General features: G+C 44.7%; 16 protein-coding genes, 1 pseudogene and 1 riboswitch. Of the genes and pseudogenes, 8 read left to right on the forward strand and 9 right to left on the reverse strand.

The window, feature by feature from the left end:
* Positions 1–9: 9 nt before the first annotated feature.
* The 3 genes from ACFI6J_RS01435 to ACFI6J_RS01445 are packed head-to-tail and all read left to right on the forward strand — an operon-like array spanning position 10 to position 4,188.
* Entirely contained in the window at positions 10–2,181 is a 2,172-nt protein-coding gene (locus ACFI6J_RS01435; protein WP_348670616.1) for a TonB-dependent siderophore receptor, read from the forward strand.
* Positions 2,182–2,192: 11 nt separating this feature from the next.
* Positions 2,193–2,750 carry a hypothetical protein gene (locus tag ACFI6J_RS01440; RefSeq protein ID WP_049588169.1) on the forward strand — a complete coding sequence of 186 codons (558 nt, stop codon included), beginning with the start codon at positions 2,193–2,195 and terminating at the stop codon, positions 2,748–2,750.
* Between the two features lies 1 nt (position 2,751).
* Positions 2,752–4,188, forward strand: coding sequence for a PepSY-associated TM helix domain-containing protein (locus ACFI6J_RS01445; RefSeq protein WP_348670617.1), 1,437 nt, complete (start codon positions 2,752–2,754; stop codon positions 4,186–4,188).
* A 293-nt stretch (positions 4,189–4,481) separates the two neighbouring features.
* Here ACFI6J_RS01445 and ACFI6J_RS01450 read toward each other — a convergent pair whose 3' ends face one another.
* The 3 genes from ACFI6J_RS01450 to ACFI6J_RS01460 all read right to left on the reverse strand — a co-directional run bounded on the left by ACFI6J_RS01450 (position 4,482) and on the right by ACFI6J_RS01460 (position 7,224).
* Positions 4,482–5,492, reverse strand: a complete 1,011-nt coding sequence (locus ACFI6J_RS01450; protein ID WP_348670618.1) for an NAD(P)-dependent alcohol dehydrogenase — start codon at positions 5,490–5,492, stop codon at positions 4,482–4,484.
* 152 nt (positions 5,493–5,644) lie between these two features.
* Complete coding sequence (gene dsbG / locus ACFI6J_RS01455) at positions 5,645–6,391, reverse strand: thiol:disulfide interchange protein DsbG (RefSeq protein ID WP_348670619.1); 747 nt, start codon at positions 6,389–6,391, stop codon at positions 5,645–5,647.
* A gap of 23 nt (positions 6,392–6,414) precedes the next feature.
* Positions 6,415–7,224 carry a prolipoprotein diacylglyceryl transferase family protein gene (locus ACFI6J_RS01460; RefSeq protein WP_283626949.1) on the reverse strand — a complete coding sequence of 270 codons (810 nt, stop codon included), beginning with the start codon at positions 7,222–7,224 and terminating at the stop codon, positions 6,415–6,417.
* Between the two features lie 108 nt (positions 7,225–7,332).
* On the opposite strand from ACFI6J_RS01460, the gene ACFI6J_RS01465 reads away from it, so the two are divergent.
* Both ACFI6J_RS01465 and ACFI6J_RS01470 read left to right on the forward strand, forming a co-directional pair.
* The gene (locus ACFI6J_RS01465) at positions 7,333–7,998 is read left to right on the forward strand and encodes a response regulator transcription factor (RefSeq protein ID WP_283626948.1); all 666 of its coding nucleotides are present in this window, start codon (positions 7,333–7,335) and stop codon (positions 7,996–7,998) included.
* 5 nt (positions 7,999–8,003) lie between these two features.
* On the forward strand, positions 8,004–9,323 hold the full coding sequence (locus ACFI6J_RS01470; RefSeq protein WP_348670620.1) for a histidine kinase dimerization/phospho-acceptor domain-containing protein: 1,320 nt from the start codon (positions 8,004–8,006) through the stop codon (positions 9,321–9,323).
* A gap of 114 nt (positions 9,324–9,437) precedes the next feature.
* Here the strand turns inward: ACFI6J_RS01470 and ACFI6J_RS01475 are convergent, their stop codons facing one another.
* The 3 genes from ACFI6J_RS01475 to ACFI6J_RS01485 form a co-directional block, all read right to left on the reverse strand.
* A complete protein-coding gene (locus tag ACFI6J_RS01475; RefSeq protein ID WP_462556253.1) occupies positions 9,438–10,610 on the reverse strand; it encodes a thiolase C-terminal domain-containing protein in 1,173 nt (390 codons plus the stop codon).
* A gap of 127 nt (positions 10,611–10,737) precedes the next feature.
* The gene (locus tag ACFI6J_RS01480; protein WP_283627746.1) at positions 10,738–11,070 is read right to left on the reverse strand and encodes a DUF1904 family protein; all 333 of its coding nucleotides are present in this window, start codon (positions 11,068–11,070) and stop codon (positions 10,738–10,740) included.
* Between the two features lie 193 nt (positions 11,071–11,263).
* Entirely contained in the window at positions 11,264–11,644 is a 381-nt protein-coding gene (locus ACFI6J_RS01485) for a Dabb family protein (protein WP_462556257.1), read from the reverse strand.
* Between the two features lie 238 nt (positions 11,645–11,882).
* Between ACFI6J_RS01485 and ACFI6J_RS01490 the strand changes: the two genes are divergently transcribed.
* Both ACFI6J_RS01490 and ACFI6J_RS01495 read left to right on the forward strand, forming a co-directional pair.
* Complete coding sequence (locus ACFI6J_RS01490; protein WP_462556260.1) at positions 11,883–12,074, forward strand: hypothetical protein; 192 nt, start codon at positions 11,883–11,885, stop codon at positions 12,072–12,074.
* 92 nt (positions 12,075–12,166) lie between these two features.
* On the forward strand, positions 12,167–13,030 hold the full coding sequence (locus ACFI6J_RS01495) for a DMT family transporter (RefSeq protein WP_462556263.1): 864 nt from the start codon (positions 12,167–12,169) through the stop codon (positions 13,028–13,030).
* Positions 13,031–13,048: 18 nt separating this feature from the next.
* On the opposite strand, the gene ACFI6J_RS01500 is transcribed toward ACFI6J_RS01495, so the two are convergent.
* Both ACFI6J_RS01500 and ACFI6J_RS01505 read right to left on the reverse strand, forming a co-directional pair.
* On the reverse strand, positions 13,049–13,492 hold the full coding sequence (locus ACFI6J_RS01500; protein ID WP_462556266.1) for a DUF6314 family protein: 444 nt from the start codon (positions 13,490–13,492) through the stop codon (positions 13,049–13,051).
* A 10-nt stretch (positions 13,493–13,502) separates the two neighbouring features.
* Positions 13,503–15,389: a TonB-dependent receptor plug domain-containing protein gene (locus tag ACFI6J_RS01505; protein ID WP_239246607.1), complete on the reverse strand. Its 1,887-nt coding sequence runs from the start codon at positions 15,387–15,389 to the stop codon at positions 13,503–13,505.
* A gap of 310 nt (positions 15,390–15,699) precedes the next feature.
* Between ACFI6J_RS01505 and ACFI6J_RS01510 the strand changes: the two are divergent.
* Positions 15,700–15,912: pseudogene (locus ACFI6J_RS01510) on the forward strand (TonB-dependent receptor plug domain-containing protein); the annotation flags it as partial.
* A gap of 8 nt (positions 15,913–15,920) precedes the next feature.
* On the opposite strand, the gene ACFI6J_RS01515 reads toward ACFI6J_RS01510, so the two are convergent.
* The gene (locus ACFI6J_RS01515) at positions 15,921–16,478 is read right to left on the reverse strand and encodes a manganese efflux pump MntP (protein WP_014950655.1); all 558 of its coding nucleotides are present in this window, start codon (positions 16,476–16,478) and stop codon (positions 15,921–15,923) included.
* A 52-nt stretch (positions 16,479–16,530) separates the two neighbouring features.
* Positions 16,531–16,658: riboswitch (yybP-ykoY riboswitch) on the reverse strand.
* Positions 16,659–16,888 lie beyond the last annotated feature (230 nt).

Below are 16,888 nucleotides of genomic sequence, written 5' to 3' on the forward strand. Positions count from 1 at the left end.
GGAGCTCCCATGAATTTGCTTAAAAGTGCCTTGGCCGTGATGATCGGCCTGTCGTGTGCAGGCGCGCCTGTATATGCACAGACAGAAAAAAATAATAATAATGATGACATTGAGCATATTACTGTTGATGCATCTCAGGTTGAATTACGAGATAGCTTTGCAGGAGGCCAAGTATCTCGCGGTGGTCGTGCGGGTATTTTAGGTAATCTCGACATGATGGACTCTCCATTTGCAAGCACCAACTTTACCGCAGACATCATAAGGGAACAGCAAGCAAGAAGTATCGCCGATGTGTTGCAAAACGATCCGGTGGTTCGTGTGGCAAAAGGCTTCGGTAATTTTCAAGAGCTATACGTAATGCGCGGGTTTCCCGTTTATTCTGACGATATGACTTACAACGGATTGTACGGTGTTTTACCTCGCCAATATGTTGCTGCAGAGTTGTCAGAACGCGTTGAGGTTTTCCGTGGTGCCAGTGCATTTCTAAACGGCGCAGCACCGGGAGGAAGCGGCTTAGGTGGTTCGGTAAATATAGTACCTAAGCGCGCGGGCGATGACCCATTAAACCGTGTAACACTTGGATACGAGTCTCAAGGACATTGGTATGGCGCAGCAGATGTTAGCCGCAGATTTGGCGACGACAGTCAAAGTACCGGCGTAAGAGCTAACTTTGTACAACGAGGCGGCGAAACAAGTATCGATAACCAAGATCGTGAATTGAGCGTTGCTGCTATTGGCATTGATCACGATAGCGATAACTTCCGTCTTTCTTTGGATTTGGGCTACCAAGACCATCAGGTTGACTCACCACGCCCTGCAGTCACTCCTGGCAGTGCAATTCCAGAAGCGCCTGACAGCGACACCAATTTTGCCCAAGAGTGGACTTACACTAACGAGCGTCAATTTTTCGGTGCGGTTCGTGGAGAATACGATTTTACCGACAACATCACTGCATGGGCGGCGTATGGTTTCAGATCGGGTGAAGAAGATAATGTGTTTGCTAACCCTAGACAGGCAGAAGCAAATGGCGACTTTTCCGCTTACCGTTTTGATAACGTTAGAAATGATGAAATTCGCTCAGGTGAAGTGGGTCTCAATATCGAATTCAAAACCGCAAGCGTGGGACACACGATCATTACGTCTGCATCAACGTTTTTTCTAGAATCTGAAAATGCCTATGCGTTTTCAGATTTTAGCGGCTTTGCTGGAAATATTTATAACCCGGTAACGGCAACCGTGCCCGATGCTGACTTCTTTATTGGTGGCGACCTTAGCAACCCACTAATCACAGAAAAAACAGACCTTTCTAGTTTTGCTCTTGCAGACATGATTTCGTTTAACGATGGAAAAATTCTCTTAACCCTTGGTGGCCGTGTTCAAAACATTGAAACCCGCACCTTTGATTACAATACAGGTGATGAGTTGTCAGGGTACGACGAATCTCAATTCACGCCGGTTGTGGGCATTGTTTATAAATCGTCAGAACAGGTGTCTTATTACGCCAACTATATCGAGGGGCTGCTTCCTGGTGAGGTAGCGCCTGCATCAAGCGGTGGTGAACCAATTGAAAACGCGGGTGAAGCTTTTGACCCATACAGCGCCGAGCAAATAGAAGTAGGTGTGAAATATGATGCTGGCCAATACGGTGGTTCATTGAGTGTTTTCAACACCTCAAAGCAAAGCTCAATTATTAAAGACAATGTTTTCAGTACCGATGGTGAACAGCAAAACCAAGGGCTTGAGTTAAGCGTATTTGGCATGCCAACTTCAAATTTACGTGTTTTGGGCGGATTCACTTGGCTCGATGCGGAAATGACGAAAACTCAAGACGGTACACTAGATGGCAAAACGGCCATTGGTGTTCCTGATTTACAAGCTAACATTAATATTGAGTGGGATGTTGATGCCCTTCCAGGGCTTACTGTCGATGCACGTGCGGCCTATACATCGAAACAATATGCCAGTGCCGATAATAGCCTTGAAGTCGATGCATCCAATCGTTTCGATTTAGGCGTTCGTTACAGCTTCTTTGCAGGAATGACCGACATCACACTTCGCGCTCGTGTAGATAACGTCTTTGACAATAATTACTGGGCGTCGGTAGGAGGCTTCCCTGGCTCAAACTACCTTGTATTAAGTGAACCTCGGACATTCAGACTGTCTGCTTCATTCAATTTTTAACGGATTAAGTTATGCTGCTGTCAATCGCTGCCTTTTTAGGCAGCGCATTGGCGATAGGTTTGTTTTACCGCGCTTGGCAAAGCACACAGATCGCCTTTAAACGTATATCTAAACTCTCGGCATTGTTGTTAATGCTGGCGAGTTTAAGCCTTTGGGTTACAGAGTACGGCCCTGAATTAGGTACCTGTTACGCAGTGGTCGCTTTCTCGTTACAAGCATGGAGTTGGATTTATCTCGCCCGACAACGAATAAGTAAAGATGTAAAACGCGTCAATTTACCGTTCGCATCTGGATTGACTACCCCGTCTACCTCTATTGCTTTTAACGCCCTTGTAAAACTACTTGGCAGTGTGTTTTTAAGTGCTATTTGCGCCATGTTAGTTACTGTAGTGTGGACAACAGCACTTAGCATGAGCAAAGTGAATCAGATTGCACTTGGAATTTACACCATGCCTCTTTTATGGGGATGTGGCGCATACTGGCTGTGTGCAGACAGTAAACTATGGCGCCCGGTTGGGGTGTTGAGTGTACTTAGCGCGTTAAGTTACTTCTACTTGTATAGTATATAAAATGAGTATTTCTATTTCTCCCAGCGCAAATAAAAGCGCCTTAAAAAGTCACGCTTGGTTAGGACTAGCCGTTAGTGTATTGATGTATTGGGTGTGCTTTTCAGGCACTTTATCTGTTTTCTCTCAAGAACTTCTGCGGTGGGAACAACCCCATATTGCAGATAATCTAGATTACACCCCTGGCAGCATTCAAAATGCTTATGAACGCTTTCTCACAATGAAAGAGGGTCAAACACAGGGAAACATTGTCATTCGCTTGCCTACGCACGATTTGCCACGCGCACGCATTAGTGCAGACGGTGAGTATTGGAATATTTCTCCAACCGGCGAATTAAGTGAACCATCCACAACACCTATTACTGATTTAATCGTTGATTTACACACCGCTCTTCATTTGCCAGAAGACATCGGAATGATGGCCGTCAGTGTATTGGGTGCTATTTTGAGTGCATTGATTATCTCTGGCATTGTTGCTCACAGACGTATTTTTAAAGATGCCTTTCGCTTGCGAACAGGTAACAACGAGCAACTTACACAAGGCGACTTACACAACAGAATGAGCGTGTGGGGCTTGCCTTTTCACTTGATGATTGCACTAACCGGCGTTTATTTTGGTTTAGCATCGTTTTTAACGTCCATTTATGCCGATACCTTATATGAAGGAAACAAGCTTGATCTGTTTGCCGACATTTATGGTTCATCAATTCAGCTTGAACATCAGCCAGCCATTGCGAATATAGAAAAAGCGCTGACCGACATAATGAAAATGGAGCCCAATACCCAGCCCATTTTTGTTACTTTGGAAAACGCGACCAAAGACAATCAGTATATTTTGCTCGGCTCTCAGCACTTGGATAAGCTCATTTATTCAGAACAATACCGCTTTGATGCCAGTGGACAATACATCGATAAAGTCGGTTATTCAGATGGTGATGCTGGCCAACAAGCGATATTTTCTGTATATCGCATACACTTCGGCCACTTTGGTCCAGAAGCAATGAAGATATTCTTCGGATTAATGGGGTTCGCGTTAACCATTATCTCTGTTACCGGCATAAATTTGTGGCTGGCAAAACGCGCTAAGCAAGATGCCTTAAACCAGCTTTGGCTCGGTTTTGTGTGGGGCACGCCTATCGCATTTATTTGGGCTGCATTGTTAGAGTTAACGCTGGCGCTGCCCACAAAACCTGTTTTCTGGGTAACATTGACAGCTATTCTTATCGCTTCACTAATGCAAAAAGTGCTTATGAAAACCCACTTAATGCTGTTGAATTGTCTCGCCACCTTGTTAGTTGTATTGGCAATTACTCACTTTGTTGTTCACTACCCCAGTTCACTAGTGATGAACTCGCTCATTATAGACAGTGCGTTTATCGTTTTTGCCCTATGCGTGTGGCGATACCTGTACTCGCGATTAAAGAAAGGCTGGAACATTTAGCTCAACCAGATGAAGGTGAAGTTTGAGTTTGAGTTTGAGTTTGAGTAAAAATTAGCATTTTTACATAGTCTAAGTCTGAGCATAATTGATATTTAAAAGCCTTCCGTGTGGAAGGCTTTTTGCTTTTGAAGTCTGTTGAGAAACATCGCTGGTACACTTAACCCATTATCATTTAATTCAAGTGGCGACTTAACTGCCAATGATCCAACGATGACAAAGAAGTCTTGTTATCAATGCATCACTTGATTTGCAAAGCATTACCTTTGATAGCGTCACAAACAATGCCAGCACTCTTAGATATCAATACAAATCTTGCCAAAGTGTTTGCCATTAACCTCATATTCAAACGCTTTAGCGAGTTCATCGAGTGAAAAACTTGTTTCAATTACAGGCTTTATTCCGCTCGCCTCTAGGGCATTTACGAAGTCATTTTGATGCTCCCTGCTCCCAACAATAATCCCTTTAAGATTGATCTGCTTTGCCATCAGCGCTGCTGTTGGAACATCTCCTTTCACGCCGGTCAATACGCCAATGAGGACAATATTTCCATTCACACGACACGCATTGATTGACTGTGCTAGGGTAGCGGGCCCACCCACTTCCACGACGTGGTCTACACCTTTTTCTCCGCTCCACGCGTTAACCGCACTCCCCCACTCGGGTTCTGCTTTATAGTTCACGGTGAAATCAGCGCCAAGGGCTTTAGCCTTTGCAAGCTTTTCATCCGAGGAGGAAGTGATAGCCACATATGCCCCCATCGCTTTGGCTATTTGAAGTGCGTATATTGAGACACCACCAGTACCTAGCAACAGCACCTTGTCGCCAGCTTTTAGCTTCCCCTCAACAACTAATGCTCTCCACGCTGTTAACCCTGCCGTTGTAATTGTGGCGGCCTCTGCATGGCTCCATCCTTGTGGAGCTTTAGTAAACCATGTGGCTGGTCGAACGACATATTCTGTTGCGTATCCGTCAAGGCCATCACCAGGCGTTCGACTGAAATCGCTACACCTAGGTTCACCGTTCAGCCAATCCGGAAAAAATGTCGACACAACATGATCGCCCTCCTTGAACTCATCAACGTCCTCACCAACTTGAGTAATGATGCCAGAGCAATCAGACAGAGGTACACGATTCTGCGCCGTAGGAATAGTGCCATTAGCAACGCTAAGGTCATGGTAATTCAATGAACTCGCATGAACACGTACTTTAATTTCTTTACTTCCAACTGTTTGAGGCTCGTCAACGTCTGTCGTCTTTAATCTTTTAAGCCCTTCATCATGGGTTCCAATAACAACTTTTCTCATGTACGGATATCTCTTTTAATTTTGATTAGTAATATACGTAAACGATTCAAATGAGATTACTGAAGGTTTTTATCTGAGATAAATAGTAAATGTAGCTCCTGACTTAAGGGAACATTTTGTACCCATTGTTAATTCCGTCTCTCCCTTTATCTTCAATCGCCTAGCACCGTTTCTAATTGAGCTGTGGTCGGAAGCCCCATTTGTAATTTCACAGCACCAGACTCATCCCTAAAATAAATGGCAGGCGTAGCGGAAAGGCTCAGTCGTCGCATAAGCCTGTGGTTGTCATCAAGCTCCTTTTTCACCTCTGGTGTCGGGTTATTCAAAGGCTTAAGCGGCGCTAATTGACCAGCTTCATGGTTGTGAAGAATCTCACTAGGGTTTTCTGCGCTAAGAATGGCTGCAGATTTTCCATAACTATCAGCCTTCAATATACCGACCAGGATATGCCGAATTTGAACATTACCGGCGTCAACCCACGGTCGGGCCTGCTGCCAAAACTTTTGACAATAAGGGCAGTTCGGATCGGTAAAGGCATAGACAACTCTACTAGCATTAGGGTTACCATCTAAAACCCAACTCGACTCACTCAACTGCTGCCATATTTTTTCGCTTTGCGCACCGTTTATGTAGTTATTTAATTCGTTAGCTCCAACATCTTGTCCGTTTGCGTCGAACATTTTTCCAGCCAACATATACTGACCATCTTCCGTGACATAAACCGTGATTGCATTACCTTTGAAGTCAATGACATAGCCTGTCATTTGGGATGGCGCATCAAAGCGACTTATCACCTCTCCGCCTTGCTTTTCAACGATGCCGAGAGGCTTTGGAAGCTCACTATCAGTGGCGAATGATGAGCTAGAGAAAGCTAACATCCAAGAGACTACTTTTAGCATTCTTATTCCTTGAGGTACTTAATTTACTTGAGAAGAGGACGGAGGTAATGCTGAAGGCTAGCCTCAGACAGCTCACCCATGTGGCGGTCAACTAACTCGCCTTTTGCATTGAAAAATAACGTAGTTGGCAGGCCATATGCGCCAAAGCTTTTTGAGATATTGCCTGCAAAATCAAAGTAAGTATTTTCAAGGTCAACACCTTGGCTCATTAAGAAGCGTTCTGCTTTCGTGGGCGCTTCGCTTTGATTGATAAAAATAAATTTTACGTCTGACTGCGTTTGTTGTGCCCGCGCTAAAACGGGCATTTCGCGGCGACACGGAGGGCACCATGAAGCCCAAAAGTTGATGACGACAGGTTTACCGATATTTAGCTCTAGTGATTGATACTCGCCACTTGAAGTCTGAGCATTGATATTTAGCGGACTAGGAGAGGTATTATATAAGGTTTGAATTACAACTAGTGGAAACAACGCAGCCGCGGTGATAGCCCCAGATTTAAGATAAAACGACATAAGCTGACGATGCTTTTTTGCTCTAACCAAAAGAACCGTTAAGCCCGCAAACCACCCAGAATAGCTGTTGAAACCACCATCTCTAATATTGAGTACGGAAAGCCAGTCTTTTTGATAAATCTCCCACAAATCTATGACGAAGATTAAACGTGCCACAACTAGCCCGGCTGCGATAGACCAGAATATAGTGTCAGTAGCTTCGTTCTTCTGCGTGCTGGCTCTTGCCAAATAGCCGACAAGGCTCCAGAAAATAATTACACCCGCAATAATTAATGCGGTGCTGGTCATCATAGCGAAAGGGCCTAAATTGATCGTATTCACGTTAAATGCACTTAGTAAGTTTAAGCTGGTAAACTAATTACCAAAGATTAATTTAATATTAATGTTCACCCATTAGCTACTACGCATCAAACCGCTTTGTGAAAAACTATGAATATTCTTCTCGTTGAAGACGACCTCGTTATTGCAGACGCAGTATGTGTTTACCTTCAAAGCAAACTCATGCAAGTCACCCACGCCGTCACGTTAAGTGAGGCTAAGCACTATGTATCAATTAACCAGTTTGACGTGTGCTTGTTAGATATCGCACTGCCCGATGGAAGCGGACTGGAAATGTTATCGTTAGTCAGGAAGAAAAAGCTGCCAATGGCGATCATTCTTTTAACGGCAAGAGATGCCATTGAAGATAAGGTGACGGGGCTGAATAAAGGTGCAGATGACTACGTGACAAAGCCTTTTGACTTTGAAGAGTTAATTGCAAGGATTTACAGCGTAACGAGAAGACAAGATCAGCATTTACACGAGATATTGAAGTTTGAAGAGCTTACGTTTGATGCTAAAGCCAAACGCGTAGAAGTGCGCGGCGAGCAGTTATCCTTATCTCCATGTGAGCTGAAACTTCTGTATTTATTCTTATCAAACCCAGGCAGAATTTTAAGTGAAGCACAGCTTAAAGACTACTTATATGGCGTCAACGATGATGTGAATAGCAACGCCTTAAACGTGCATTTGTTTAATCTTAGAAAAAAAGTAGGTAAACATATCATTATCACGGAACGTGGTCTGGGCTACCGCCTCGCTCATCAGCAGGAATAAGAAACATGAGTCTTCGACTAAAGCTCATCGCAATTATTGCTCCTGTATTTTTTGTCTTGTGGCTGACAGCCAGTTATTTCTCTATTACCCAGCTGAAAAGCGAGATAAACCAAGCCATGGATAGCCGCCTTGCCTCCACGGCAAGAATGATGAATAACCTTATGCTGTCCGACCAAAATTCACTGAGCAACTTGGGTCTTTCCCCAAACGGTACGTTCAACGATGCGGGCACCTTAAAAGGACTTGCCTGTAAGATAAGCGCGTTAAATGGTGAAATTATTGCCAATAGCCACCCTCAAGAGCTAACACTACCTAATACGCTACCATCGGGACTTGATACCGTTATTGTTGAAAACATCGAGTGGCGGGTATTTTCTTTAAAAACAGAAAAGCACACCATTTCTATCGCTGAAAAGCTTTCTGAGCGACATGCAATATTTGTCCAGATGGTAATCGTCAGCGCCCTTCCAACACTCATTTCCCTCGTGGTTTCGCTGCTTGTGATCTGGTTTGCCTTAGGAAGAGAGTTGAGGCCGCTTCAGCGACTAAAAGACGCCATCACCAATCGCTCACCAAACGATTTAAATCCAATTCGGTTAAAGCATAACCTGCAAGAAATTACTCCCCTAATTGATAGCCAGAATCAGTTGTTCACCAAGCTTGAAAACGCTATTGAAAGGGAAAAAGCGTTTACCGATAACGCTGCTCATGAATTAAGAACACCTTTGACGGGCATTATTAGTCAACTACAGGTAGCAAAAGTCACGCAAGGAGAAACGCAACAGCGTGCTATTGAGAAGAGTTTATTTAGTGCAAGTCGCTTGCAAAGCTTATTAGAAAATTTGCTGTTGCTGGCAAGAATAGACAAAGCGCCAATTGAGCAGCATGTGCAACCGTGGGAACTATCTAAAGAACTTAATAACCTGCTGACAGAGTTAAGCTGTGAAAATAGCGACATTCAGGTTCATACCAATGCTTCAAAACGGTTATCACACATCCCCGTATTCGCATTCACTATTGTCATGAAAAATCTTATAGATAACGCCCGTCAACACGGTGTTAAAGGCATGCCGATTTCAATAGCCATTGAAGAAGACGACAACGTGTTTGTTATTCGCGTTTCCAATCATGCAACGCTTAATACTGAAACGCTAGCGTACATGAAAAGACGATTTTGGCGTGAAAGTCATTCACAAGGAAACGGGCTTGGATTAGCGATAGTGAACGCACTGGTAGAAGCGCTGAATGGAACATTTAACGTCAATTACGAAGGTGACCAGCTACACGTAATGATCACCTTCCCCACTTCAACAAATACCGAGTAAGGCACACCGAATCTGTAGTTGAGCGAAAGCTTCTTTTTAGCTCAACGAGCCCGTTTAGCCCGTCAAGCCCAAACACAGTTCAGCTACACTTTACTGCTGGGCATGTATTGTAAGCTAGTCGGCGCCAAGGATAGTCACTACCGCCGCGCCACCCAGACCAATGTTATGAGCCAGAGCAAGCTTTGCATTTTCTACCTGTCTCTGCCCTGCTCTGTTAGTTAAATGCCATGATAATTCCACACACTGCGCTATACCCGTCGCCCCTATGGGATGGCCTTTTGACATCAAACCACCTGACGGTCCAACAACGTATTTACCACCATAAGTATTGTCTCGGTCAATGACGAGCTTTTCAGCTTCACCTTCAAGGCACAACCCAAGTGCTTCATAAGTGATAATCTCATTCGTTGTGAAGCAATCGTGCAGCTCTATTACATCTATATCGTGTGGAGAGACCGCTGCAGCCTCGTATGCCTTGTGAGATGCTATTTTTGTCATCTCACTCCCCACCGCTGAAATGGGGTCACGCCAAGAGTCAACAGTATCCGTAGCCATTCCTTGTCCAAGAATAGACACCGCATTTGTTATGCCGTGTTTCTTGGCAAATGTTTCACTACACAACACTACTGCTGCAGCGCCACAGGTAGGTGGACAAGCCATTGTTCGCGTTAAATAGCTATCGAAAATCACCTTGTCTGCTAGCACTTCTTGCACGCTAAGTGGAGAAGTGAACAAAGAAAAAGGGTTGTTGATAGCGTGCTGTCGAGACTTAACCGAAACTTCAGCAAAAAGATTTGGGCTTACACCGAATTTTTCCATGTAGTGCTTACCAGCTGAACCGAACGCTCTCAACGCAATAGGAGCTGGAGGCACATCAAACTCATCATAAACAGGCGTGAAACGGTCAAACGGACTTTCTCTGTCCTGCCAATGACTGCCCAAAGCTCCCGGCTGCATCTCCTCAAAACCAAAAGCTACAGCGCAGTCGACCTCTCCGGAAAGAATTGCCTGTCGGGCAAGATAAATAGCACTGGCTCCGCTTGCACAATTGTTATTTACATTGACAACTGGCACGCCAAGCTGTGCCACGTCGTAAAAAGCGTGTTGACCACAGGTGCTGTCACCATAGATATAAGATGCGAAAACTTGCTGAATATGCTTTTTGTCAATATCTGCATCTTTAAGGGCTGATTCCACGGCATTCGAAGCCATAATGCGATAGGGTAACTGGCTACCTGGCTTAACAAACTTTGTCATGCCGGCACCTATAATTTTAACGTTGTTCATGTCTGTCTCTGTCAATATTTGCCTCGGGCGACGCTGATAATGAGACTTGTACAAATTAAAGCGTATTATTTCGTTCAACCTGCTACCAGCGGCCTTTGCTCAACACGTAAAGAATTGAGCACACGCCCTAAAAGTGCTCGCGATTCTCGTAATAATCTTTGCCGTTTAGGTCTTCAAAAAGTACGGTAATGTCCGTATGTTTTCCTACGAACGGACGAAGCGCTTCATCGATAAGGGTAGCCACCGCGGTTTTGGTATCTTGCCCGCGATCAAACCACAACACTTCTATGAAAGGATAGCCTGATGAGGCTCCACCAGCCGCAACAAACTGACTCGCAATATGCTCTACCGTGAAGTGATCGTTGGGGGTATCAGTGAGCTTCGCAAACTGCTCAACAATGTCCCCTGCGACTTTCTCTAATACAGTTTGCTCAATACCTCTTGCGCGAATATGTGGCATTTTCTTGGTCCTTTTTAAAGCGCTCAAATTGTTGTTTATCATGTCTTTACCGACATCATACCACGCATTTTAAATCGCTAAACTAAGGGCTTTTTTAAGCACGCTTAAAGGCTCCGTATAACATCGACAGATATATTATTTTGGGAATTACGGATAGTTAAACCGATATGGAATCGCGCACCACTACCTCGCGTCATAAGTGAGCGCAGTCTTCTATGAATTTTTTATGGATAGGATGAATCTGATACTCATCTTGTGCTTCAACGCTTTCAAAAAACATAAGCTCAGAGACATCAAAGGAATTATCGATTACATCCCGCTTGAGTGTATTCGCAGGCACGCCTATGTGGAGCGAGTGAACCTGTGGAATGGCGCGCAACGATTGTAAGCCGTCAATAAGCTTTTGCTTATCTTCTGTTGACGTTGTGTCTTTAAGCCAGAAGTAAACCATGTGAAGGATAGGTGGTAACTCAGCGCTAGCACGGGGGGTTGCCTGTGCAGAAGCCGGCAATGCAGATAGTGAAGCTAGCGCTCCTGCGGTTGCTAAAAATTGTCTTCTTTTTGTATCTGTCATTGCCTTCATCCTTTTTTCATAACGGGTAAAAAAACTGAATTTCTACAATGACACTGGACGCGCATTGAAGCAATAAGAACCCGTTGATGAGTCATCTGTCACCTAACATTGCGCAGCGGCATAAATTGCCATCTATTAACAAGGCTTTTGAACTTAATAATTTGCATCTTGGCAAGCAACTTGAAAGACATTTAAAAGAAACGAAATTTAAACACGTAAACAACGAGATTTTGACGCTATGCGCTTACCTACTAAACAGCTTATCAATAAAATCGAGCACTTATCTAACGGCCTAACGCCAGAACAACTGTCGAGTTTCCTAGATATTATTGACGCCATGACGGCACTGGTTGAAGAGGCTGGTGAACTCAAGGACGATAAAAAATCAAAACCCACGCCGACACCTGTAATATCTAGCGCTGTTCACTAGCCTTATAAATTAAGGTTTAAGCAAGCATTGGTTGATTAAAACGGCACATTGAAATACCTTAGCGCGCGTATTATTTTGAAGAAGAGAATCGCGTGCTTTACCTTGTTGCAGTTACTGTCCTATGGGCTTTTTCCTTTTCACTTATTGGTGAGTTTTTGGCGGGCGCAGTAGATAGCTACTTTTCGGTATTAACTCGCATTATTCTCGCTTCGGCTGTATTCCTTCCCTTTCTTAAATTGTCACTGCTAAGTGCTAAACAAAAAGCGATTTTGGCAAGCTTAGGCGCTGTGCAGTTAGGGCTGATGTATATCTTCTTCTATCACGCATTTTTGTTTTTAAGCGTGCCAGAAGTGTTGCTTTTCACCATTTTTACGCCGCTTTATGTCGCCATTTTGAACGACGCCCTGTTTAAGCGGTTTACCCCGTTTTATTTATTGTGCGCACTTATTGCCACCGCAGGTGCAGCCATAATTCGCTTTGATGGCGTGACTGATAACTACTGGTTTGGTTTTGCCATTGTTCAGGGTGCTAATCTTTCCTTTGCACTAGGACAAGTGGGTTATAAAAAGCTGACCTCGACTTTTACAGCTCAAGTACCCTATCACAACGTATTCGCATGGTTTTATTTAGGCGCGTTAGTTGTAGCCTTGCCCGCATTTTTCCTATTCGGCAACCCAAGTCAACTACCGCAAAATACCGAGCAGTGGGGAGTGCTACTGTGGTTGGGTATTGTGGCATCAGGGCTTGGATACTACTTTTGGAACCAGGGGGCGCTGGCCGTTTCTAGTGGTACGTTAGCTATTATGAATAACGCACTTATTCCAGCGGGGCTTGTGGTTAATTTACTGCTTTGGCAAAAAGACACCGACTTTTCTCGCCTGCTTCTTGGTGGTGTCATCATTGCTATTGCACTTTGGATGTCCCATCAACACGCTAAGAAGCAGAAACAGTTATAAGCCTCAAAAAGGCCAAAGCTACACAGGACTATACTCACTCACCATGGTGTAGTCTTTGCGCGGCCCAATGACCTGCCACGTAGTGCGCCACACAGGCCACGCTGTAAAGTCATAGCGCACCACGTAATTATCATCGCCGCACAAGTGCTCAGCGTTTGGGTTGGTCGCACTGAAAGAATGAAAATAACGTTCATCATCGAACAACACTTCAAATAAACCAGTTTGAGGCTGCTGCCAGAAATACCGACGTTCTGCGGGCATTACGCTTTCGTTAGGCGCAGTTACTTCGCCTTTTTCGTAATACGCCAAGCCGCTTTTTTCTTTTTGTACACTGCCTTCCAGCCAGCTGAATTCAGCCTCGCCAGAAAAGGTAAATACATCGCCATTTCGCTGGATGATTTTGCGCGTTAGCGTCCATCGTCCAGCAAAATCGTCCGAGGTATGAGGAGAATTAACTGTCATTGCGCCGTCCTTACCAAAAATAGGTAACAGTGGCAGAATATTGGTCGCCGCGACCCGGCGTTCCTGGGATTTCTTCAAAGCGTTCATCCCACAAATTATCGACTGCCAACACCAGATTTAACCCTTCAATCTGCGCCGGTGAATACGTGAGGGCGACATGAGAAAAGAATGCAGAGTCACTCCCTTTTCTAAGGGCATTGTTTTCTTGTTTTCTCCATTCATTATCCACGCGAATTTCAATCGTATCAGTTGCAAACCACACTACCCCTAGGGTTGCGCGATGCGGCGGATAGTTAAGCGCGTAAAAGCTCGCGTCTACCTCGTCAATTCGGTAGTCTTCAGACTTATCTAAATAGGTATAGCTGGCAACTACATCTGCGCTATCAAAGCGTTTAATGGCAATTACCTCAACACCCAGGGTTTCGATATCAACGGGGTTTGCACTGCGTGCTGAAGTAGCGTCGAAGCTATATGTCCAATCTGTCAGCTCGTTATCCCAGCGATAGAATACAGCGGTATCAACTTTGAAAGACGTTTTATCAAATGACGCCCCAAACTCTAAGTTTTTGCTGACTTCTCGCTGTAACTGGTTGTTACTTCTAAACAGACCCCTTGTGGTGCTGCCGCCTACAGCAGTGTAGCCAGCCACCTGCGTCGCCTCTGCATACGAAAGATAGAGTGTACGCGAGGCATTGCCCCCTGTTTGGGTAAGCCAACTAATATCGCCCACAAAAGACAGTCGGTCGTCGTCGCGATTTGTATCGTCAAACGCCGCACCTAAACGAACGGTAAGCGATTCATTGCTGTTCAACTGAGTTCGATACTCGGGCACTAGGCTTATTTTGTAGTAGTCGCGAGAGGTGAAATTGTTCTCTAGCGTGGTTGATGTGATGTCGTCTGCAGTAAACTGTGCTGCGTAGTTGATACCAAATTCTTGCGATACATGATGAGTACCGGAAAACGCCAATGACTTCACTTTGGTTTCGTGAAACGCCTGAAACGCTTCAGGATTTTCACGTGAGTATACGTAATGGTCGTCATTTTCTCTGTAGTAAGCAGAAACTTCAAAGGTGTTTTTCATGCTCTCTTCGCCGTAGCGCTGTTTGTGATTTAGCATGACCAAACGGGTTTGAATGTCTTCTGTCTCGTTTACATTAAAAGGCGTGTACAAGTTAGGCCAGCCAAAAAACTTTTGCTGAAAGCCATAAAACACGTCGGTTTGTGAGTCATTACTTGCCAGCTGAATACGCCCTGACGCGCGTTCGAAATTATGATCGCCATTAGCAATAGTGCCATCACTTTCAGAGCGAGAATACTCTCCTTCAACGCCAACAGACCAACCGGGTAAATCACTAAGCGCGTGCTTTACTGCACCGTGTACACGCTGCAAATTGAAGTTGTTATTACCTATTCCCACTGACACACTGCCTGCTGTTTGGATGGGACGCCAGCCGTAAGACACCGTACCTACAGAGCTATTTACGCCGTAAAGCGCGTTATCGACGCCCGTGAAAATACTCGGCTTCGTCAACATTTCTGGCGCAATCGGAATTTCAGCGAAATAGTGCCCCGTTTGCGGGTCGATCAGCGTTGCGCTTCCTATGCGAAAACCCGTGTTTTCGAATATACCGCCGCGAATAGTCACGTCAGCCTGCGCTTCTGCCATGTTCCTTGATTGCAAATCGACTCGCGGATCGTATTCTAAGTTAGATATAGGTGAATTAAACGTCCCTACCGGCTTGTTGTTCGCCGTCGCCGCCCCTTCAATCGTAATTTTTTCTACGCCTTTTTCGTTGCTGTCCACGCCAGCGTTAGCGTTTGATGAATCAACACTTTCAGCGGCCATGGCGGCAAAAGGTAAAGTACAAAAGAGCAAAGATAGGGTTGTGTGACGCATTCAGTGTCCTAGTTAAAAATTTAGGTTCAGCCTGCAGGCAAGAGTAATAAAAACGCGAAGTGTATAGCATTAGTAGACCGAGGAAAACGCTGCGCAGGTCAGTTTAGACCAGTAAGTTTATTTTTACTCACAGCTCTGCACATTTCCATTTATCAATATAAACAGCCTGTATGTATCTGTAGCAGCCCGCAATAATCATCAATCTCACCTTATTGTTTGCTTACCTTCCTTGCCAAAAGAAACGAGATAACATAACATTCGCGACCTCTACAAAACCTGCCAAAGACACGTAATACCTTGCTTATGCTTGATCTTAAAAGAAGGGATCTCGCGCTTCATCGATGCACTAGATTTTGCGCCCACCATTGTTAGACAAAACAACTCTGGCGGCATGTTCGATAGCTTTGCGATCCGAGGTTTTTCTGGCGATGAAAATAACCCATCGGGTTATCTAATAAACGGTTTCAACGTGCGTGGCTATAGCGGTAATAGAAGCACGGTTAACGTTCAAACCACAAAGATCAACACGCTCTAGAGTGTGTGACTCACAAAGATCCAAGTACCAACCGAAACAAGCACAATGCCACCAAATGTCTCTGCTCGCTTACCTATCAATGTTCCCATAACACTGCCCAACATAATGCCAATAGTTACCATAGAAAAAGTGGCTATCCCAATTAACGTCGCAGCAATAGCAATGTTCACGTCAATTAGCGCGAGACTTGCACCCACTGCCATTGCGTCGATGCTTGTGCCTAACGCAGTAATACACAACAAAATAAAGGATTGTTTTTGAGACGTCGACTCTTCTTCGGCAGGTTTCAGGCTCTCGAGTACCATATGAATACCTAAACCAGAAAGAATTATTAGCGCAATCCAATGATCCCATGCTTCAACGTATGAAGACGCCGCGCGACCAATGAACCAGCCTATAAATGGAGTTGTTGCCTCTATAAGTCCGAACAAAAGGCCAATTTTGAGGGCAAAACTTAAACGAGGGCGATTGATTTTGACACCTTTGCCTATCGCGGCGGCAAACGCATCTGTTGACATAGCAAAGGCTAGCAAGATAAGAGCGAAGATACTCATAGTTTTAGAACTCCGGTCAGGCTAATTGAGTCCACGACAAATCCGCACGCCTGACCTTTACGCGTGGACTTATCGATGGTCTCGCCAACCAAGAGGTGTTTGTACCATGGTAATGTGACCAATTATGTTGATACAAACTTTTCCATTCGAAACGGAAACAGGCTACTCCCCAACCGAGGGGCCTACGGTAATACAGCCGCTATAAACTAATCAAGTTGATTGCGACAAACTGTCCAACTTGAGATATAAATGACGCCATGTTCACGCTCTTTCGATTGCACGTATTCCAACAGTGGTCATACACACAATTTTATTAAGTGTCGGCAACCAAGTATTTTTTTCCAGCGTTACGCTTTGCGCCTCTCTCCTACTCATGGACTCCCTGAATAAGCCGTTGTCTTAGCGAATTA

It is taken from the genome of Alteromonas sp. G4i13 (genome assembly GCF_054960505.1).